Source organism: Micromonospora sp. NPDC047548 (assembly GCF_040642975.1).
Taxonomy (GTDB): domain Bacteria; phylum Actinomycetota; class Actinomycetes; order Mycobacteriales; family Micromonosporaceae; genus Micromonospora.
In genome coordinates, this window is sequence record NZ_JBEYTI010000016.1 from 95,921 (window position 1) to 113,754 (window position 17,834).

A 17,834-nucleotide genomic window follows, 5' to 3' on the forward strand; every position below is an offset into this window, starting at 1 on the left:
CCGGCCCTCGGGGGTGCCGCGCAGGTAGCCGCAGGCCTCCTTCCCCGATCGACCGTCGGTCACGCCGCCGCCTTCCGGAGCGTCTCCCGGGCCTGCATCAGCGCGAAGCCGAGCAGGTTGAGCCCCCGCCACCGGGCCGGGTCCTCCGCGCGCGGGTCGTCGGCGGCCAGCCCGACGCCCCACACCCGGTCCACCGGGCTCGCCTCGACCAGCACCCGTTCCCCGGTGCCCAGCAGGTACGCCCGCAGGTCGTCGTGCTGGCCGAACTTGGCGAGATTGCCGGCGACCACGATGTCGTACCGCCGGGCCTCCCACACCGCCTGGTCGAAGCCGCGCACCTGGCGGCCGAGCGCCTTGGCCCGGTGCGGGTGGCCGGCGGCGAGAATCCGCTCGCCGGTCTCCTCGTCGCCGAAGAGCGCCGCCTTGTGCCACATCATCCAGTGCTCGGCGGTGGCGAAGCGCCGGCCGTCCACCAGGAACGGCGCGGGCCACCACTGGCTCAGGCAGCCCGCGCCGACGGTGCCGTCCCGCCGGGGCCGGTGCCCCCAGAAACAGAGGTACTTCCGCCGCTGTCCACTCCGGACGACGGCGGCAAGTTCGGCGGCGGTGCGGGGCGGTGGCATGTCCAACAGTCTCGCCCGGGGCGCCGACAGTCCGCGCGGCGCGCGTACCCGACCGGGCTCGATGGTGTCCCGGCCCGGCGGTCAGGCGGCCGGCGCGCCGGTGTACGCGGCGATGGTGCGCGCCGTGGCCGCCCGCGCGGCCTCCGGGTCGGTGCCGGCGGCGACGCTGGCCTCGCCCCAGCTCTGGCTGCTCAGCGTGATGAACTGCCGCGCCTCGTCGGAGCCCATCCAGGCGGCGGCCTTCTCGGGCGTGATCCCGCTGCCGTCGGCGGCCAGGTGGGAGGCGAGGCCGAGCAGGCCCATGTCCCAGCCCACGCCCACGGCGCCGGGGCCGAACTCGGCCCAGCGTTCGTCGTCGACGTGCGCGACGTGTTCCAGCTCGAACCGGGTACGTCCGTCGGCCTCCGGCGTCAGCCGGACCTCGATCCAGCTGACCTCGTCGCCGTACTCCCAGGTGGCGGCGAAGCTCTTCGGCGGGTCGCAGCGCTCGATGGTGCCGCCCGCGTTGCCCTCGAACTGGTAGCGGCCGTGCAGCCGCAGCTCGCCGGAGACCGGCAGGAACCAGCGGGGGATGCGTTCGGCGCTGGTGCACGCGTCCCAGAGGTCGTCCAGCGGCGCGTCGTACGCCTGGCTGATGGTCATCACGCGGGCCTCGCCGGCTTCCAGCATCCGGCTGCCCACGGTGCGCCGCACGGAGCTGATCTGGTGCGTGACGTCGGTCATGTTGCTCTCTCCTCGCTCGGGTCCTTCGGTGGGTGCGAGCGCCGTTCGCGTCGACCACGCGCCAGTTCGGTGGCGAGGGCGTCCAGGGCCGGGGCCCAGAACCGGCGAAAACCCGCCAGCCACTCGTCGACCTCGCGCAGCGGTCGCGGGTCGACGGCGTAGAGACGGCGGGCGCCCTGCGGCCGGACGGTGGCGAAGCCGTTGTCCCGCAGCACCCGCAGGTGCTGCGAGACGGCGGGCTGCGAGATGCTGTACTCCCGCTGGATCACCGCGCTGACCTCCCCGGCGCTGAGCTCGCCCTCGGCGAGCAGCTCCAGGATGTGGCGGCGCACCGGGTCGCCGAGGACGTCGAAGGCGTGCACGAACCCTTTGTATCAGCCCAAGCTTATATAAGCAACTACCCCAGCTGGGCGGCGACGGCGGCGCGCAGCTCGGGGAGCCGGTCGTGCAGCAGGCCGGGGCACTGGGTGTTGGTGAAGTCCTTGTGCCCGTAGATCTCGGTCGGCGGGATGGCGTACTGCTGGCAGGTGAAGGCGCAGAAGACGATCAGGCTGATCCACAGCGTCGCCGGCGGCGGCGCCGAGTAGGACCGCGGCGCGCAGCGCGGCCCGGCGGGACACGGGTACCGACATGGGGACCTCCTTCGTTCCGGTGGTGCCGGCGGCGGGCCGGGCCGCCCGCCGCCGGTCGTCGGTCGCCGGTCAGCAGGGTCCGTTGCAGGCCAGCACCTTGAGTCGGTCCAGGGTGCCGTTCCAGACGTTCTGGTCGCCGGGGAAGGTGCCCGACGACGCCCACTGCCAGAAGGAGTACGTCGGCCAGCCCGCCGGCAGGGTGCCCACGGTGCTGGAGTAGCGGGCGATCCAGAGCGGGTTGTTGGCGGCGAACTGCGAGGTGTTGCCGGTGCAGGTGGTCCACCAGTCGGTGGTGGTGTAGATGGTCGCCCAGCGGCCGGTACGGGCCTTGTACTGGTTGACGAACGAGGCGATCCAGCTGCGCATCGAGGCCTGGCTCAGCCCGTAGCAGGTCGCGCCGTACGGGTTGTACTCGATGTCGAGCGCGCCGGGCAGGGTCTTGCCGTCCTTGGACCAGCCGCCGCCGTGGTCGACGAAGTAGTTGGCCTGGGTGGCGCCACTGGACTGGTTGGGCAGGGCGAAGTGGTACGAGCCCCGGATCATCCCGACGTTGTAGGAGCCGTTGTACTGCTGGGCGAAGTACGGGTTGGTGTAGCCGGTGCCCTCGGTGGCCTTGACGTACGCGAACCGGGCGCCGTTGTTCCAGGCGGCGGACCAGTTCACGTTGCCCTGCCAGCTGGAGACGTCCATGCCGGGCAGCCCGGCTGGGGCGGCACTGGCGGGGGTCGCGCCGAGGCCGACGGTGGCGAACGCCGTGACGGTCGCCAGGAGTGCGGCCGCGGCCGTGCGGAGACGGTTCATCTTTCCTCCCTGGGGGTCGCCGCGGGGGCGGCGAAGGTGGCGAAAGGAACTGTCAGTATTAGGTCATGAAGCGTAGATAGCTTTCAATAGATAGAGTCAAGATTATCTATGAAATAGGGGTCAGTGGGCGTGCCCGGCCAGCACCTCGGCGGCCGCCCGCTCGCCGGCCAGCACGGCACCCTCCAGGTAGCCGGCCCACCGGGTCGCGGTCTCGGTGCCCGCCCAGTGCACCCGCCCCGCCGGGCGGCGCAGCTCCGCGCCTGAGGAAATTCGTCGCCGGGGTGTCGATCCGCCCGTCCGTCGATCGTGTGGAGGGTAGAAGCTGGTCCACATCCACCAGGAGGGCGACATGAAGCAGTACCTGTTGAGCATCTACCAGCCGGCCGGCCAGGGCGTGCCGGACCCGGAGTTCCTGGCCGGCGTGATGCGGGAGCTCGGCGTGATCCGCGACGAGCTGACGGCGGCCGGCTGCTGGGTCTTCGGCCAGGGCCTGCACGCCCCGGAGACCGCCACCGTGCTGCGCCCGAAGGGCGACGAGGTGCTGGTCACTGACGGCCCGTTCGTCGAGGGCAAGGAGTACCTGGGCGGCTTCACGATCATCCGGGCCGCCGACCTCGACGCCGCCCTCGAATGGGGCCGCCGGTACGCCCTCGCCACCACGCTGCCGATCGAGGTCCGCCCCTTCCAGGGCGAGGGGTGACGGTCGACGTCGAGGCGGCCTTCCGCGCCGAGTACGGCCGGGCGGTCGCCGTGCTGGTCCGCGTCCTCGGCGACATCGACCTCGCCGAGGAGGCGGTCCAGGACGCCTTCACCGAGGCGGTGCGGCGCTGGCCGGAGACCGGGCCGCCGCCCAGCCCGGCCGGTTGGATCATCACCACCGCCCGGAACCGGGCCGTCGACCGGCTGCGCCGGGAGGCGTCCCGGGCGGACCGGCACGCCCAGGCCGCGCTGCTGTACGCCCAGGAGCCACCGGCCGAGGAGGGACCCGTGCGCGACGACCGGCTCCGCCTGATCTTCACCTGCTGTCACCCGGCGCTCGGCCCGGCCGCCCGGGTCGCGCTCACCCTCCGCCTGCTCGGCGGGTTGAGCACCGCCGAGATCGCCCGCGCATTCCTGGTCCCCGAGGCCACCATGGCCCAGCGGCTGGTCCGTGCCAAGGCCAAGATCCGCCACGCCGGCATTCCGTACCGGGTCCCGGGCGACGCCGACCTGCCCGACCGGCTGCGGGCCGTGCTCGCCGTGGTCTATCTGATCTTCAACGAGGGACACACCGCCAGCGCGGGCGAGCGGCTGGTCCGTGCGGAGCTCTGTGCCGAGGCGCTGCGGCTGGGCCGGCTGCTGGTCGACCTGATGCCCGACGAACCGGAGGCGCTGGGCCTGCTCGCGCTGATGCTGCTCACCGAGGCCCGCCGGCCCGCCCGGGTGACCGCCGACGGCGCGCTCGTCCCGCTCGCCGCGCAGGACCGCACCCGCTGGGACCGCACCCTGGTCGCCGAGGGGCAGGCCCTGGTCCGCCGCTGCCTGCGCCGCAACCGGCCCGGCCCGTACCAGCTCCAGGCCGCGATCAACGCCGTGCACGGCGACGCCCCGAGCGCCGCCGACACCGACTGGGGCCAGGTCCTGCGGCTGTACGACCAGCTCCAGGCGCTCGCCCCCGGCCCGGTGGTGGCGCTCAACCGGGCGGTCGCCGTCGCCGAGGTGCACGGCCCCGCCGTGGCGCTCGCCCTCGTCGACGACCTGGACCTGGACACGTACCACGTCTTCCACGCCGTCCGCGCCGACCTGCTGCGCCGCCTCGGCCGCGAGTCGGAGGCGACGCTCGCCTTCGATGCGGCGATCGCCCGTACCGCCAACGCCGCCGAGCGGTCGTACCTGCGCGATCGCCGCGAACAACTGAGGAGCCACCGGTGAACCGACCCCCGCGCCGACCAGGGGTCGGGCCGGGGCGGGGTCGCGGCAGGTGCGGGTGACCATCACAATCGTCGCGTGCGACGTCGGGTCTGGAAGTGGAGCCTGCTCACCCTCGTGGCAGGCGCCGCCCTGGGCGGCACCGCCTGGGTCTGGCTGCGGTACGACTTCGAGAAGGTCAACTGGACCTGGGGCGTGGTCGCCGGTGTCATCGCCGTCTATGTGGTGGTGGACCAGCTCTTCACCGAGCGGGAGCCGCCCGGCGCGGCCGGGGCGCACCGGCGGGCGGTCGCCGACGAACTCGCCGAGCTGATCCGCCGCGACCAGGCCGACGACTCCCTGCTGCGCACGATCGACGAGCCGTACCCGTTGCCGGTGTCCTGGCGTACGGCGCCGGAACGCCTGTTGCCGTCATGGCGGGCGGTTGGCCGCTCCAGCGACGCCGGCCCGCGGGACCTCTTCGGCAGGGAGGGTTCACTGTGGAGCTGTTACCGCTCGATCCCGTCCGGCCGCCTGTTGGTGCTGGGTCCGCCCGGGTCCGGCAAGTCGATCATCGCCATGCGACTCGCTCGGGAACTGCCCGCGCACCGGGAGCCTGACACGCCGGTCCCGGTGCTGCTGGCCATCGACTCGTGGGATCCCGACGTCGAGACGTTCCACGACTGGCTGGTGGACCGGATCGGTCGGCGCCACACCCAGGTGGCCCGCTTCCATCCGCGCCGGGCGGCGCTGTTGCGGGACCTGGTGGCGACCGATCTCGTGGTGCCGGTCCTGGACGGCCTCGACGAAGTGCCTGACGAACGCCGGGTCGCCTGCCTGGAGAAGCTCAACGAGCTGCCGACCCAGCGATTCGTGCTCACCTGCCGCTCCTCCGTGTACGAGCGGTACCTGCTCCAGGGGGAGAAACTGCGCGGCACCGCGGTGGTCACCATCGATCCGCTCGCACCGGACACGGTGGCCACGTACCTGGTCGACGCGGCCCCGTTGCACCAGACCGGCAACTGGTCCACGGTGGCGGCCCGGGTCGGCGTCGACACCGAACTCACCGCTGCGCTCTCCACACCACTGATGGTGGCGATGGCCCGTGGCGCGTTCGATCAGCCCGGCACCGACCCGCGGGATCTGATTCCGCTCGCGGCGAGCAGGGGTCGCCGATCGGTCGAGGACGATCTGCTCAACCGCGCGGTCGACGCCGCCCTGCGGTCGCGTACCGGCGGGCAGGGGCTCCGGCGCTGGGATCCCGTCCAGGCTCGACGGTATCTGGCCTTCCTGGCCACGCACCTGGAGTCGCTGGAGCGCCGGGAGTTCCGGTGGTGGCAGCTGCCCGTCGAGCTGCCCCGCCTCTTCTGGGTCGCCTTCGACGGCGCGCGCGCCGCGCTGGCCGTCTTTATCGCCCTGGCGTTCGCCGCGGAGGCGCTCACCGGCACGGCGGCGGCGGTCGGCGACGAGGTGACCGGGGAGCTGCTGCGCACCGTAGCCGGCCATCCGGGTCCGGTGGCGGCCGTGGTCGGCACCGTGACGGCGCTGCGGGCGGCCTTCCGCGAAGGGGCGCGGGCCCACGGCAGCCGCCCGGTCCGCGCGGTCTTCGTCGGAGGTGGCCGCGCCTTCGTCGCCGGGCTGGTCGACGGGATCTCCGGCGGGCTGTTCTGGGGACTGCTGACCTGGTTCGGGCTGTGGCTGCTGGACGTACCCGCCCGCCTGGTCCGGCTGGTCGACCGGTGGCCCGACCCGTTCGACTGGCCGGCCGAGGCGCGCACCGGGATCGCCGTCGGTCTCGCCTGGCTGGTCCTGACCACGGTCCGCGCGGGCTTGCGGGTGGATTTCGCGGTCCCGGCCGTCGAGCTGAGCATCGCCAGTCCGGCCCGGGCCGTACGAGCGGACCGGTCCGCCACCGTCGCCGCGGCTCTGCCGACCGTCGCCACCGCTGTGGTGGTCGTCCTGGCCGGGTACGCCGTGCTCTGGCTGACAGCGGTCCTCGACGCGTCGCCGCCGCTGGCGGCGCAGGCGTACGCCGGGCTGGGGCTGGGCCTGGGTTGGTGGCTGCACCGACGGGGTGCCGGCGCCTGGGCCCGCTTCGCGCTGACCCGCTTCGTGCTGGCGGTGCGTGGCCGTACCCCGCATCAACTGCTGGCCTTCCTCGACTACGCCGCAACGGTCGGCCTGCTGCGGCACGGCGCGGGAGCGTACCGGTTCCGGCACGCGAGATTGCAGAATCGGCTCTCCGCCGGCTCGGTGACCGGCCGGCGGGGCAACCGGTTGCGGGAGGACTTCGGTGTCGAGCTGGCCCGGGCCGGTTACTGGGAGGAGGCGCTGGGTATCTTCGCCGCGGTCACCGAGGTCCGCGCGTCGAACGTCGGGCTCGACGACGACCTGACCGTGGCGGCCCTGCGCAAGGCGGTGCTCGCCGGCGCCGCCGCCCGGCAGTGGAGTCGCGTCGGCGAGTTGCTGACGCTGATCCCGGCGCCGCTGGCGCCCACCGGGCAGTCGACCACGCCCGTCGCCGAACAACGTCAGGCGATCTCCCGGCTGTTCCGCGCCGGGGCGCCCCTCGATGAGCTGCTGACCGCCGGCGACGAGTTGGCTGCGCGGGAGGAGCGGGCCGGCCGGCCGGATCCCGGCACTGCCGAGTTCCGCGCCGTCGTCCGCTACGCGATGGGCGACGTCGACGAGGCGCGACAGCAGTTGGCGCGGCTGGTCGCGGGGGTGCGCGCGGACGACGACCAGCCGGAGTGGTCGGCTCCGGTCGGTGCCGGGTTGCTGGCCCGGCTCGCGCTGGCCGACGGCGACGCCGTCGCGGCCATGCAGATCTGCCACTACGAGATGCTGCTGGCCGACACGCTGTCCGGACGGACCGACCTGCTACTGCTCGGGGAGACCTGGGGCTGGTCGGTGGCCGTGCTGCGGCGGGTCACCGACGAGCGGGCGGAGCTGCGCCAGCGGATACTGGCCGCCCTCGCCGAGCGGGAGACCGAACCGAACCGGGCGACGTTCACCCGGCGTGAATTCGCCGAGATCGGGTTGCAGGCGTGCCGGCGGGTGATCGGCCATCCGATGCTCGGGCCGCTCGCCCTGCTCGCCACGCGGCGGCTCGTCGCCGTCGTCGCGGTCCCGGAGATCGTGGTACGCACGGCCGGCCGCAGCGCTCCGATGTGGCACGATCTCTAGTTCGTCCCGAACCGCCCATTGCTGGCCCGCCCGGGCCGTCGAGCCCACGAACGTCAGTCGCGCAGCGTACGCAGGATGCGGGTGAGCTGTTCGCGGTCGACGGGGGAGAGGTGGCCGAAGAAATGGTCCGCCTCGGCGTTGCGGGCCGCCCGGATGGCCGCGCCGGTCCGCGTACCCTCGTCGGTCAGCGCGACCAGGGTCGCGCGCCGGTCGGCCGGGTCGGGGTGGCGCGCGACGAGCCCCTTTCCCTCCAGACCGTCGACCACCTCGGTGGCGGACCGGGGCGCGATGTGCAGGTGGTCGGCGAGCGCGCTGAGTCGCAGGGCGCCGTGCCCGCCGAGCACCGCGAGGGCGCGGGCGTGGCCGGGGTTGATCTCCCAGGGCTCGAGGGTCCGCCGGGACTGGTGGCGCAGCCGGCGGGCCACTGCCCAGAACAGCTCGGGCAGGCTCTCCTCGTGCGCCTCGCGCTCGTCGGCGTCCACCGGAATACCGTAGCAGAAACTCGTGTTGTTACCTCATGATGAGGTAACCTCAGCAATTGTCTCCGACAGGAAGAGGCACTCCTTGGACCCGACCCCCACCCGCCGGGAGGGCCGCGGCGGCGCCCCCCGCACCGTCACCGCCGCCGAGAAGGCCCAGGCCCGCGACGTGTCGCTGCGCCGCATCGGCCGGCTCTTCACCGCGTACCGCTGGCAGTTGGCCACCATCACCGTGATCATCATGGTCTCCTCGGTGCTGGCGATGGCCACGCCGTTCCTGCTGCGTACCGTGATCGACCGCGCGCTGCCGGAGCGCGAGCTGACCCTGCTGGTCTGGCTGGTCGTCGGCATGGTCGCGGTCGCGGCCGTGACCGCCGTCCTCGGCGTCGTGCAGACCTGGATCTCCACCCGGGTCGGCCAGCTGGTCATGCACCGGCTGCGCACCGACGTCTTCGCCCACCTGCACCGGCAGTCGATCGCGTTCTTCACCCGCACCCGCACCGGCGAGGTGCAGTCCCGCATCACCAACGACATCGGCGGCATGCAGACCGTCGTCACCTCCACCGCCACCTCGATCGCGGCCAACCTCACCACGGCGGTGGCCACCGCCGTCGCCATGGTGGCGCTGTCCTGGCGGCTCTCGCTGGTCTCCCTGCTGGTGCTGCCCCCGGCGATCTGGCTGACCCGCAAGGTGGCCCGGATGCGCCGCGAGATCACCGCTCGGCGGCAGCGCGAGCTGGCCGACCTCAACGTCACCATCGAGGAGGGGCTGTCGATCAGCGGCGTGCAGCTCAGCAAGACCCTCGGCGCCGGCGCCGCGCTGATCGACCGGTTCGCCACCTCCTCGGCCCGCCTGGTCGACCTCGAACTCCGCTCCGAGCTGGCCGGCCGCTGGCGGATGGCCACGATGACCGTCATCTTCGCCGCCATCCCGGCGGTGATCTACCTCAGCGCCGGCCTGCCCGGCACCGCCGGCACCCTCAGCATCGGCACGCTGGTCGCCTTCACCGCCCTGCAGGGCGGGCTGTTCCGCCCCCTGATGGGGCTGCTCAACGTCGGCGTCTCGCTGACCACCTCGCTGGCGCTCTTCGCCCGGATCTTCGAATACCTGGACCTCCCGGTGGAGGTGGACGACCCGGCGCGCCCGGTCGAGATCGACCCGGCGCGGGTCCGCGGCCATCTGTGCTTCACCGACGTCACCTTCAGCTACCCGGGCAGCGACACCGCCGCCGTCGCCGGGATCACCCTGGACGTGCCGGCCGGCACCAGCCTGGCCCTGGTCGGCGAGACCGGCTCCGGCAAGAGCACCCTCGCGGCCCTGGTCAGCCGGCTGCACGACCCCGGCAGCGGCCGGATCACCATCGACGGCGTCGACCTGCGCGACCTGCGGCTGACCGACCTCGCGGCCGTCGTCGGCGTGGTCAGCCAGGAGACCTACCTGCTGCACACCACCGTGCGGGAGAACCTCCGGTACGCCCGGCCCGCCGCCACCGACGCCGAGATCGAGGATGCGGCCCGCGCCGCGCAGATCCACGACCTCATCGCCGGCCTACCCGACGGGTACGACACGGTGGTCGGCTCGCGCGGCCACCGCTTCTCCGGCGGGGAGAAACAGCGCCTGGCGATCGCCCGTACGCTGCTGCGCGACCCGCGCATCCTGGTGCTGGACGAGGCCACCAGCGCGCTGGACACCGAGACCGAACGCGCCGTCCAGCGGGCCTTCGACGCCCTGTCGGAGGGCCGCACGGTGGTCACCATCGCGCACCGGCTCTCCACCGTGCGCGACGCCGACCAGATCGCGGTCATCGACCACGGCCGGATCGTCGAGACCGGCACGCACCAGAGCCTGCTCGACCGGGCCGGCCGGTACGCGGCGCTCGCTTCCTGAGCGCTCCACACACCGGCCCTTAGCGCTCCACACATCGGTCCGCGGCGGTCAGGTCGAGGCGGGCGGGGGAACCACGTCCGGCAGCATCAGCGTCACCCGGTCGCCGAGCCGCAGGGCCGGCTGTCCGGGGGCGCGCGCCGCCGTCGCCACCAGCATCGAGGCGAGGTTGCTCATCGTGCTATCCGCTGCGGCGCTCATTCGGCGGTGAGGTGCCGGGCGATGACGGCCGCCGGCCCCTCGGTCATCAGGATCGTGTAGTGGTTGCAGCCCTCGACCAGTTCGGTGACCAGGTGCGGGGCCTGCTCCCGCCAGTGCGCCACCAGGGGTGCGGGCAGCATGCCGGGTTCCTGACCGAACATGCCGCGCGGGGCGTGCAGCAGCACGGTCGGGACGGTCAGCCCGACCAGATCGGTGCCGAAGGAGGCGGCGCCGACCAACAGATCCCGGCCGTCCTCGGCGACGGCGGCGGCGCTGACCCGGGACCGGATCGCGCCGTGCGGGCCGGTCACGTCGTACCGGACGTAGGCGATCATGTCCTCGTTCCAGTCCACGGACAGGGCCGGGTGCGCCCGGAAGAAGTCGACGTACATCTCCTCCGAGGCGAACGTGTCGCTCAGCCGGGCGATGGCCGGGCCGAGGGTCGCCGCGAGGACCGCGTCCGGGTCGGCGTCCGCGGGCACCGGCAGGGGCAGGCCGCCGTCGACCAGCACCAGCCGGGCGAACAGTTCCGGCCGGCGGGCGGCGGCGCGCAGGGCCGCGTACGCCCCCATCGACTGCCCGACCAGCGCCACCGGCCGCCCCTGACCGAACTGCTCGGCGGCGGCGCAGATGTCCTCGGCGTGCCGGGTCATGCCGTACGGGCCGGGCAGCTCGTTGCTGCCGCCCCGGCCGCGCAGGTCGAGCGCGATCAGGCTCCAGTCCTCGGGCAGTCGCCGGGCGACCGAGAGGAAGGCCATGCCGGAGGCGGTGATGCCGTGGGCGGCGACGGCGATCTTCGGGCCGGTGCCGAAGCGGAGCGCGGTGAGCGTGCCGTCCGGCACCTCCACCTTCACCTGTTCCATGGGGATCAACCTTTCGTGAGGGGGTGCCGGTCAGCCTCGGGGGAGAGGGCTGCCGACGAGCCGGAGGGCGAAGCCGACGAAGGCGTCGGCGACCTGGTCGCGGGTGTACGGCTGGTCGGGGCCGAACCAGTTGGCCACCCGCATGCCGAGGCTGCCGATGGCGATGCCGGTCAGCGGGATGTCCTCGATGTCGAACGCGCCCGCCGCCGCGCCCTGGGCCAGCACGGTCAGCAGGAGCTGCCGGGCCTCCTCGCGCAGCGCCAGCGCGGGCGCGGCCCGCTCCGGTGAGAGGGCATGCAGCTCGTGGTTGGCCACCAGTGCCAGCAGCGGGTAGTCGGTGTGCGTGAGCACCTGGGCGCGTACCAGGGCGGCGAGCTGTTCCGCCGGCTCGTCGCCGGCGGCGGCGGACGCCTCCCGCATGCGCCGGTGCAGCTCCTCGTGTCCGAGTCGGATCAGCTCGGCGAGGATCTGCTCCTTGGCGGGGTAGTGCGCGTAGAGGGTCGCCGAGTTGATGCCGACCTCGCGGGCGATGTCGCGGATCGAGGCGCCGAAGAAGCCGTACTCGGCGAAGAGCCTCAGCGCCGCGCGCAGGATGCGTCCTTGCGTGCCGGGCGGGGTGACGCCCTCCGGCAGCTCCGCGGCGACCGCGGTGAGCCGGCGTGGGTCCCAGGGGCTGTGCGTCACCGGTTGCTCTCCTCCGCACTGCCAACCGATCGATTGGTTGACACCGTAGCGCACTGGGCGGATAGTGACCAACGTCACCGTCCCAACCAATCGATTGGCAGCCTCACCGACCAGCAGAGGAGAGCCGGTCATGCCCGATCCGACCCCCACCCGGCGCGTCACCACCCGACTGCGCCGGCTCGCCACCACCGCCCTCGCCGCCGTGCTCGCGCTGACGGCGGCGCCGGCCGCCCCCGCCAAGGCGGCGAGCGGCAGCTACTTCTACGGCACCTACACCAGCCTGGCCGGCACCCGCGACTACCACGGCTACGTGCCGTCGTCCTACCGGGCCGGCACACCGATGCCGCTACTGGTGGCCCTGCACGGCTGCACCGAGAACGACGTGGGCTTCGATCTGCTGACCGGGCTGAGTGCCCTGGCCGAGCGGCGTGGCTTCCTCGTCGTCTTCCCCGACCAGTCCATCCTCGCCAACCCGGCCCAGTGCTGGAACTGGCCGCTGTCGACCAACCAGCACCGGGGCTGGGGCGAGCCGTCGATCATCGCCGGCATCACCAACCTGATGCGCTCGCGCTACACGGTCGACGCGAAGCGGATCTACGCCACCGGCGTCTCCGCCGGCGGCGTCATGTCGGTGATCATGGGCGTGACGTACCCCGACCTGTACGCCGCCGTCGCCACCGTCGCTGGCTGTGAGTACGAGTGCGACGTGCTGCAACTGCGCTCACCCGACCAGGCCGGGCTCGACGCCTGGCGGGAGATGGGCAGCCGGGCGCGACCGGTGCCGGTGCTGATCTTCCAGGGCACCGCCGACCTCGTGGTGCCCCCGTCGACCGCCGGCCGCATCGCCGGTCAGTGGGCGCAGACCGACGACCTGGCCATCGACGGCGTCGACGACGGCGACGTCACCGCCACCCCGACTCTGGTCGAACGCGGCCAGGTGCCGGGCGGTCGGACGTACACCCACAAGGTCCACCGGTCGACCGGCGGGGCCGTGCTGATCGAGCAGTACCTGATCGACGGCGCGGGCCACGTCTACCCGGGTGGCTGCTCGTGCAGCCTCTACGGCGACCCGTCCGGCCCGGACGCCAGCAACCTGAGCTGGGACTTCTTCCTGGCCCACCCCCGGCCCTGACGTCGCCGCTCGCCGTGATCCACGCGCGCCACCCGCTTCTGTGGCGCGGGCCCTGGCCCACTACGAGCGTGTCCCACCTCCGCAGGCCGGCTGATCGGGGCGGCTTCAACGCCTTCGGCCCCCGTCCCCGCGATGGTGGACGGAGGTCGCGGGTGCCCTCAGAAGTGGAAGACGCCGGCCATTGAGGCCACCGGATCGGCGCCGCCATGCAACTGGTCGAAGACGTGGAACGTCTCGGTCACGACTGTGCCGGTGGCGGGATCGGCGAGCGAGGTGGTGGTCCCGTCGGGGGTGCCGTCCCCCTTGACGCCGGTGAGGATGCGGATGTGCAGGACCTGATTGTTCTCGATCCCGTCGTCCCCGATGTCCAGCACCGGCCCGACGTTCTCGACGAGCCGGGCCAGGCCCTCGGGCGTGTAGCTCGTCGGTCCGTCCTCGGTCAGGCCGACGGCGGCCAGGAAGGCGCGCAGCTCGACAACCGAGAGGGGCTGGTTGAGGTCGTACCTGCTCCGCCAGCCGCCGCCGAGGCCGTCGAGCATCTGTTCGACCGTGGCCGCCTGTCCGGTCTTCCAGTTCGACATGATGGTGCCGCCCGCGGCCCAGCAGACAAGTGAGGAGTTCTGCTTGACGGGCACGACCGCGGGCGAGATGGCCACGTCGAGCGCCGGGCGTCCGGCGGCCGTACCGGTCTTGACCGACACCGTCCCCTCGGGCCGCGTTACCCGCAGCGACCCACTGCCGGACGTGGCGACGCGGTCGATCGCGCGTTGCACCGAGGGTGTACGGGTCGCGCTCGGGGTGGCCGGGCGAACCTCTCCGATCGCGCCGCGTAGCACGCTCTCGGTCAGCGCGCGTGCGTCGTCGTCCGAGACCAGCCCCTTGTCGCGGGCGTCCTTGATATGGCCGAGGCTGCGGTCGAGTTCCTGATTGAGGAACCGTTGCTGGGCGAGTGCGCCGGCCTTGCTCGCGAAGCCCTGCGCCGCGGTGATCGAGGTCTTGAGCGCCTCGGCGGCGTTCTGCTGGTTGAGAGCGAGCCCCGTGAGGTCCTTGAAGATGTTCGGCGTGCCGAGCGCGGTCATTGCCGCCGCCAGGCCCGTGGGATCGGGCGCGGTCGGCACCTGTTGGAGTCCGACCACCGGCGTGGGGAACTGGTCGGGTGCGAGGTTCGGCGGCGCGGTGCGCCGGCTGCCCGTGCTCAACGGGTCGATGGACGGCGGCCGGTCCGGGATCGGTGCCTCCTCCCAGCGCCAGAACTTCGTGTCGTCGATGACCTCGCAACTGTTGCACTTGCCGAGGACGGCCTCGGCGAACACCCCGGACGTGGGCATGCTGATCCGCATCGGCGGCGCCGGGTCGGCCGCGTAGAGGTGGCGCAGGTCCGCCGGGGTCGCGCGGGCGAACTCGTAGGTCGCGTCGAGCTTCAGACCCGGTGCGACCGGCATCACCAGGCTGTTGCCGACGACACCGACGACGCGGTTCTCCACCACGGACGCCACGCTGCGCCCGCCCGCGTCCGGCGCGACGAAGCCGTCGAGGAGCAGGTATCGCCGATTCAGGTCCATGGTCAGCCAGATCGCCCGGTGGTAGTGCTCGACGTGCTCGTCGAGATGGTCGAGCAGCCGTTCGGCGTGGCGGCGGTCGCGGTCACGCGGGTTGCGCTTCTCCGTGGTGTCGAGCGGCACGGCGATCTCGACGTCGTCACCGAGACTCAGGTCGTTGAGGATTCGCCGGTTCAGGAAAAGGTGGTGACTGAGGTGCGCGGTGCGGTAGCGCAGCGAGCCGGAGTCGACCACGATCCGAGCGCCGGGCGGGAGGACGCTGACGGCGAGCGACAGCCGTACCCGGTCGATCTGCGAGCGCAGCACCGTCGGTAGCGGGATGCCGGCCTGCAACCCGACGAGCAGCGGACGGTCCTGACCGAACAGGCCCACCATCGCCGGATCGACGCTCACCGCCCGGGTCGCGACGCCGTCCTCGATGAGCGACATCGTCATGGTCTCCAACAACCGCTGGGTGACGCCCGGCGCGATCCGGCTGTCCCAGATGGCATCTCGCTCCGCGGGTAGGGCGACCCCGAGATAGCGTTCCCAGATGCTGGCCGGGCCGTCCCAGAGCAGGGCGGCGTAGCCGTCCCAGTTCGTCGAGACGAATTCGTCGGACTCGCCGTCGGCCGGGCGCGGGAGCGTCACCCGAACGGTCAGCTCGCCGTCGAGATCGACCAACGCCTCGTCGGCGTAGCGGCCGACGGGCATGTCCGAGCCGACCCAGTTGGCGCGCACCCGCTCCAGCGAGTCGAAGGCGGAGCGCAGGCTGCGGCGGCGCAGCCCGCGCTCCAGCGGCTCCCGCCAGCGCAGCGCCTTCTCGGTCGTGAAGGGTGTCACCGCGAAGGGAATGAACAGGCACTCCTGCACCGCCGCCAGCTCCTGGCTCACCTGGAGGTGCCGCAGCACCTCGAAGTACTCGACGGTGAGCGCGTGGCAGTGGTTGTAGTTGGCGACCACCTCGGTCTGCGCCCGCACCGACTCGCCCTGGCGGGCGGTCTGCACCACCGTGGAGCGCTGGCTGCGTACCGCGCTCGCGGACTGCAGGGTGCGGTCCCGCACCTGGTTCAGCGCGGTGCCGGTGACCGCACGCGCCGACGTCTGGTTGGCTGTCGAACCGGCCGACGAGACACCGCCCGCCGCACCGAAGACGAGCGGCCCGATGAACCCGGCGATCCCCGCTCCCACGGCCTCCACGTCGGCCTTGGAGTGCCCGCGCATCGACTCGGTCAGGGTGGAGCGGATGACGTCGCTGATGTCGCGGTCGTGGCTCAGATCGGCCACCAGGTCCTCGGCCTCGGTGCGCTCGGCGCGCCGGCTCGCCACCTCGGAGCGGTTCCAGTCCAGCACCGAGATGAGCTTCTGCTGGCCGGGTGCGAGCGGCAGCGAATAGAGCAGGTCGCCGAGAGAGTACCCGTCGGCGCGCCAGACCTGCTTGATCGTCAGCAGGTGGCCGTGCGCGACCGTGGTTGCCTGGTAGGCGTACGGGACACCGTCCCAGTCGACCTGGCGGTCCGCGTCGAGGGTGAAGCGGGCCGGCTCGGGACTGGCGAGGAGTCCGACCGCGGCGCGGAACCGGCGGATGACGCTCGTCTGCTCGGCCGTGACCAGGCGCAGCGGTGTGATGTCGTGCTGCTCGCGGGCCAGGTCGGCCAGCACGCTCGTCTCCAGGCGCAGCGGCTCACCGGCCAATGCCCGCTGCTCCAGAACCCGGGCGGCCAGGAGATCCGCGCTCACGGACGCCCACCGGCCGTCGAGGTCGATGCCGGGGACGAAGGCCCGCGCGGCGGCGAGTGCGCCCGGCACCACGTCGACCTGGCGGCCCTGTCCGGAAGCGGCGATCGGCGCGGACCCGGAGTTCCGGCCCGAGGCGCCGGGGATGCTCGCGAGGTGGCTCGTCGTGCCGGAGGTCGCGGTGGCTCCGAGCGTGAACGGGCCGGTCTGCGGCAGGCCGGCCGCCGGGCTCTGGCCGGCGGGGGGCAGCTCGGCAGCCGGGTTCACCACGACCGGGCGTACGCGGGCCAGCTCCACGAGCCGGTCGACGAGCACACCGGGAATGACCGGTGGTGCCGTCGGGGTGGTGCCCTTGATCTGTGGTTGGGTGGTGCGGACCACGGCCTGGTAGGTCACCTCGTCCAGGGCCCGGTTGGGCAGGGTGAAATCGACGCAGCGGGCGGCGTCGCTCGCGTACGCCTGGACATTCCCGGTGAGGTCGACCTGGTCGGGGGCGCGGGGCGGCGAGTCAGGGCAGTGGCAGTCCTCGTCCTTGGGGGGCGGGGGCGGCAGTACCGGCGCCTGGAGCACGATCCGCCTCGGCAGCAGCCCGGCCTCCAGGCCGATCGGGATCGGCGCGCTGCCGGCGAGCACCGCGTACGCCTCCGCGAACGCGATGCCCGGCCACGGTCCGGAGAAGTAGCCGCCCGCCGCTGTCCTGGTCACCGACACCGGCGTGGTCTGCTCCGCACCGACGGCGCGACCCCAGATCACCAGCAGCAGGTCACTGGCGACGCCCCGCCCGTGTGGGTCGATCGCAAGGCCCGTGTACTTCAGCTGCTGACCCAGGGTGATGTCGCCGCTGGGGGGCACCTGGGTGGTCGGCCGCGGTGACACGGCGACCTCGACCGGATCGGCGGGAAGGTCGCCGGGGACGACCAGCCCGCCCGCGGGAAGTCCGTCCGGGGCGAACGCGGTGAGCGTCACCGGCCCTCGGCGGTCCGCCGGATCGGGCAGTTCGAACGTGAACGCGCCGTTGTGGCCGGCAGGCGTGTCGCGACGCCCGGCCACGAAGACCCCGGCACCGTCGCCCAACCGCGTACGCTCCTCGAAACCGGCGCTCAGGGCGTAGCCGCTGAAGTCGCGGACGCCCGCTGCGGCGAGCTTGCCTCGCAGGATGGTTGCCATTCCGGTCCTCCTACACGTTCGGTGCGTCGAACGTGATGCCGGTCGAGATGAGGGGCTGGTTCTCGTACCCGATCCGCAGCTCGTCGCCGGGTGCGGGCTGCCGGGTCAGGAAGCCGAGGACGATTCCCTCGTCGGTGGTGGGCATCAGTCCCTCAACCTCCTGCGGCCCGACCTCCGCGACCATCCGGATGCCGCCCTGGACGAGACCGGATCCGTGGATGACCACCCGCATCACCCAGTCCGTGGGCAGCGACGTGGTGATGACCTCGAAGTCCGCGCTGTCGATCTGCATGACG

General features: G+C 72.7%; 16 protein-coding genes. 5 read left to right on the plus strand and 11 right to left on the minus strand.

Features of this window, described 5'->3' with window-relative positions:
• Positions 1-59 precede the first annotated feature (59 nt).
• The 5 genes from ABZ807_RS18450 to ABZ807_RS18470 all read right to left on the minus strand — a co-directional run bounded on the left by ABZ807_RS18450 (position 60) and on the right by ABZ807_RS18470 (position 3,130).
• Positions 60-623, minus strand: a complete 564-nt coding sequence (locus ABZ807_RS18450; RefSeq protein ID WP_357158934.1) for an NADAR family protein — start codon at positions 621-623, stop codon at positions 60-62.
• A gap of 81 nt (positions 624-704) precedes the next feature.
• A complete protein-coding gene (locus ABZ807_RS18455; RefSeq protein ID WP_357158937.1) occupies positions 705-1,346 on the minus strand; it encodes an SRPBCC family protein in 642 nt (213 codons plus the stop codon).
• Positions 1,343-1,708, minus strand: coding sequence for a metalloregulator ArsR/SmtB family transcription factor (locus tag ABZ807_RS18460; protein ID WP_357158940.1), 366 nt, complete (start codon positions 1,706-1,708; stop codon positions 1,343-1,345). The genes ABZ807_RS18455 and ABZ807_RS18460 overlap by 4 nt, the downstream gene beginning before the upstream one ends.
• 339 nt (positions 1,709-2,047) lie before the next feature.
• Positions 2,048-2,779 (minus strand): lysozyme, encoded by a 732-nt coding sequence (locus ABZ807_RS18465; RefSeq protein WP_357158943.1) that lies wholly within the window; start codon positions 2,777-2,779, stop codon positions 2,048-2,050.
• Between the two features lie 120 nt (positions 2,780-2,899).
• Positions 2,900-3,130: an FAD-dependent oxidoreductase gene (locus tag ABZ807_RS18470; RefSeq protein WP_357158946.1), complete on the minus strand. Its 231-nt coding sequence runs from the start codon at positions 3,128-3,130 to the stop codon at positions 2,900-2,902.
• Between ABZ807_RS18470 and ABZ807_RS18475 the strand changes: the two genes are divergently transcribed.
• From ABZ807_RS18475 to ABZ807_RS18485, 3 genes are all read left to right on the plus strand, one after another.
• A complete protein-coding gene (locus tag ABZ807_RS18475) occupies positions 3,129-3,479 on the plus strand; it encodes a YciI family protein (protein ID WP_357158949.1) in 351 nt (116 codons plus the stop codon). The genes ABZ807_RS18470 and ABZ807_RS18475 overlap by 2 nt on opposite strands.
• Positions 3,476-4,690: an RNA polymerase sigma factor gene (locus ABZ807_RS18480; protein WP_357158953.1), complete on the plus strand. Its 1,215-nt coding sequence runs from the start codon at positions 3,476-3,478 to the stop codon at positions 4,688-4,690. Before ABZ807_RS18475 ends, ABZ807_RS18480 begins: the two co-directional genes overlap by 4 nt.
• A 75-nt stretch (positions 4,691-4,765) precedes the next feature.
• Positions 4,766-7,852 carry a hypothetical protein gene (locus ABZ807_RS18485; protein ID WP_357158957.1) on the plus strand — a complete coding sequence of 1,029 codons (3,087 nt, stop codon included), beginning with the start codon at positions 4,766-4,768 and terminating at the stop codon, positions 7,850-7,852.
• A gap of 53 nt (positions 7,853-7,905) precedes the next feature.
• Here the strand turns inward: ABZ807_RS18485 and ABZ807_RS18490 are convergent, their stop codons facing one another.
• Positions 7,906-8,334, minus strand: coding sequence for a MarR family transcriptional regulator (locus tag ABZ807_RS18490; RefSeq protein ID WP_357158960.1), 429 nt, complete (start codon positions 8,332-8,334; stop codon positions 7,906-7,908).
• An 82-nt stretch (positions 8,335-8,416) separates the two neighbouring features.
• Between ABZ807_RS18490 and ABZ807_RS18495 the strand changes: the two genes are divergently transcribed.
• Complete coding sequence (locus ABZ807_RS18495; RefSeq protein WP_357158963.1) at positions 8,417-10,219, plus strand: ABC transporter ATP-binding protein; 1,803 nt, start codon at positions 8,417-8,419, stop codon at positions 10,217-10,219.
• 48 nt (positions 10,220-10,267) lie between these two features.
• On the opposite strand, the gene ABZ807_RS18500 is transcribed toward ABZ807_RS18495, so the two are convergent.
• The 3 genes from ABZ807_RS18500 to ABZ807_RS18510 are packed head-to-tail and all read right to left on the minus strand — an operon-like array spanning position 10,268 to position 11,964.
• Entirely contained in the window at positions 10,268-10,393 is a 126-nt protein-coding gene (locus ABZ807_RS18500; RefSeq protein ID WP_357158966.1) for a hypothetical protein, read from the minus strand.
• A gap of 20 nt (positions 10,394-10,413) precedes the next feature.
• On the minus strand, positions 10,414-11,280 hold the full coding sequence (locus ABZ807_RS18505) for an alpha/beta hydrolase (protein WP_357158969.1): 867 nt from the start codon (positions 11,278-11,280) through the stop codon (positions 10,414-10,416).
• A 30-nt stretch (positions 11,281-11,310) separates the two neighbouring features.
• Positions 11,311-11,964, minus strand: a complete 654-nt coding sequence (locus ABZ807_RS18510; RefSeq protein WP_357158972.1) for a TetR/AcrR family transcriptional regulator — start codon at positions 11,962-11,964, stop codon at positions 11,311-11,313.
• 130 nt (positions 11,965-12,094) lie between these two features.
• Between ABZ807_RS18510 and ABZ807_RS18515 the strand changes: the two genes are divergently transcribed.
• A complete protein-coding gene (locus tag ABZ807_RS18515) occupies positions 12,095-13,096 on the plus strand; it encodes a PHB depolymerase family esterase (RefSeq protein WP_357158975.1) in 1,002 nt (333 codons plus the stop codon).
• Between the two features lie 158 nt (positions 13,097-13,254).
• On the opposite strand, the gene ABZ807_RS18520 is transcribed toward ABZ807_RS18515, so the two are convergent.
• Complete coding sequence (locus ABZ807_RS18520) at positions 13,255-17,538, minus strand: papain-like cysteine protease family protein (RefSeq protein WP_357158978.1); 4,284 nt, start codon at positions 17,536-17,538, stop codon at positions 13,255-13,257.
• A 10-nt stretch (positions 17,539-17,548) separates the two neighbouring features.
• Positions 17,549-17,830: a hypothetical protein gene (locus ABZ807_RS18525; RefSeq protein WP_357158981.1), complete on the minus strand. Its 282-nt coding sequence runs from the start codon at positions 17,828-17,830 to the stop codon at positions 17,549-17,551.
• Positions 17,831-17,834 lie beyond the last annotated feature (4 nt).

Excerpts from the sequence above, each read along its gene's own strand:
- ABZ807_RS18525 (WP_357158981.1), bottom strand. The coding sequence starts at position 17,830 with ATGCAGATCGACAGCGCGGACTTCGAGGTCATCACCACGTCGCTGCCC.
- ABZ807_RS18500 (WP_357158966.1), bottom strand. The coding sequence starts at position 10,393 with ATGAGCAACCTCGCCTCGATGCTGGTGGCGACGGCGGCGCGCGCCCCC.
- ABZ807_RS18455 (WP_357158937.1), bottom strand. The coding sequence starts at position 1,346 with ATGACCGACGTCACGCACCAGATCAGCTCCGTGCGGCGCACCGTGGGC.
- ABZ807_RS18470 (WP_357158946.1), bottom strand. The coding sequence starts at position 3,130 with ATGTCGCCCTCCTGGTGGATGTGGACCAGCTTCTACCCTCCACACGAT.
- ABZ807_RS18520 (WP_357158978.1), bottom strand. The coding sequence starts at position 17,538 with ATGGCAACCATCCTGCGAGGCAAGCTCGCCGCAGCGGGCGTCCGCGAC.
- ABZ807_RS18450 (WP_357158934.1), bottom strand. The coding sequence starts at position 623 with ATGCCACCGCCCCGCACCGCCGCCGAACTTGCCGCCGTCGTCCGGAGT.
- ABZ807_RS18465 (WP_357158943.1), bottom strand. The coding sequence starts at position 2,779 with ATGAACCGTCTCCGCACGGCCGCGGCCGCACTCCTGGCGACCGTCACG.
- ABZ807_RS18475 (WP_357158949.1), top strand. The coding sequence starts at position 3,129 with ATGAAGCAGTACCTGTTGAGCATCTACCAGCCGGCCGGCCAGGGCGTG.
- ABZ807_RS18505 (WP_357158969.1), bottom strand. The coding sequence starts at position 11,280 with ATGGAACAGGTGAAGGTGGAGGTGCCGGACGGCACGCTCACCGCGCTC.
- ABZ807_RS18515 (WP_357158975.1), top strand. The coding sequence starts at position 12,095 with ATGCCCGATCCGACCCCCACCCGGCGCGTCACCACCCGACTGCGCCGG.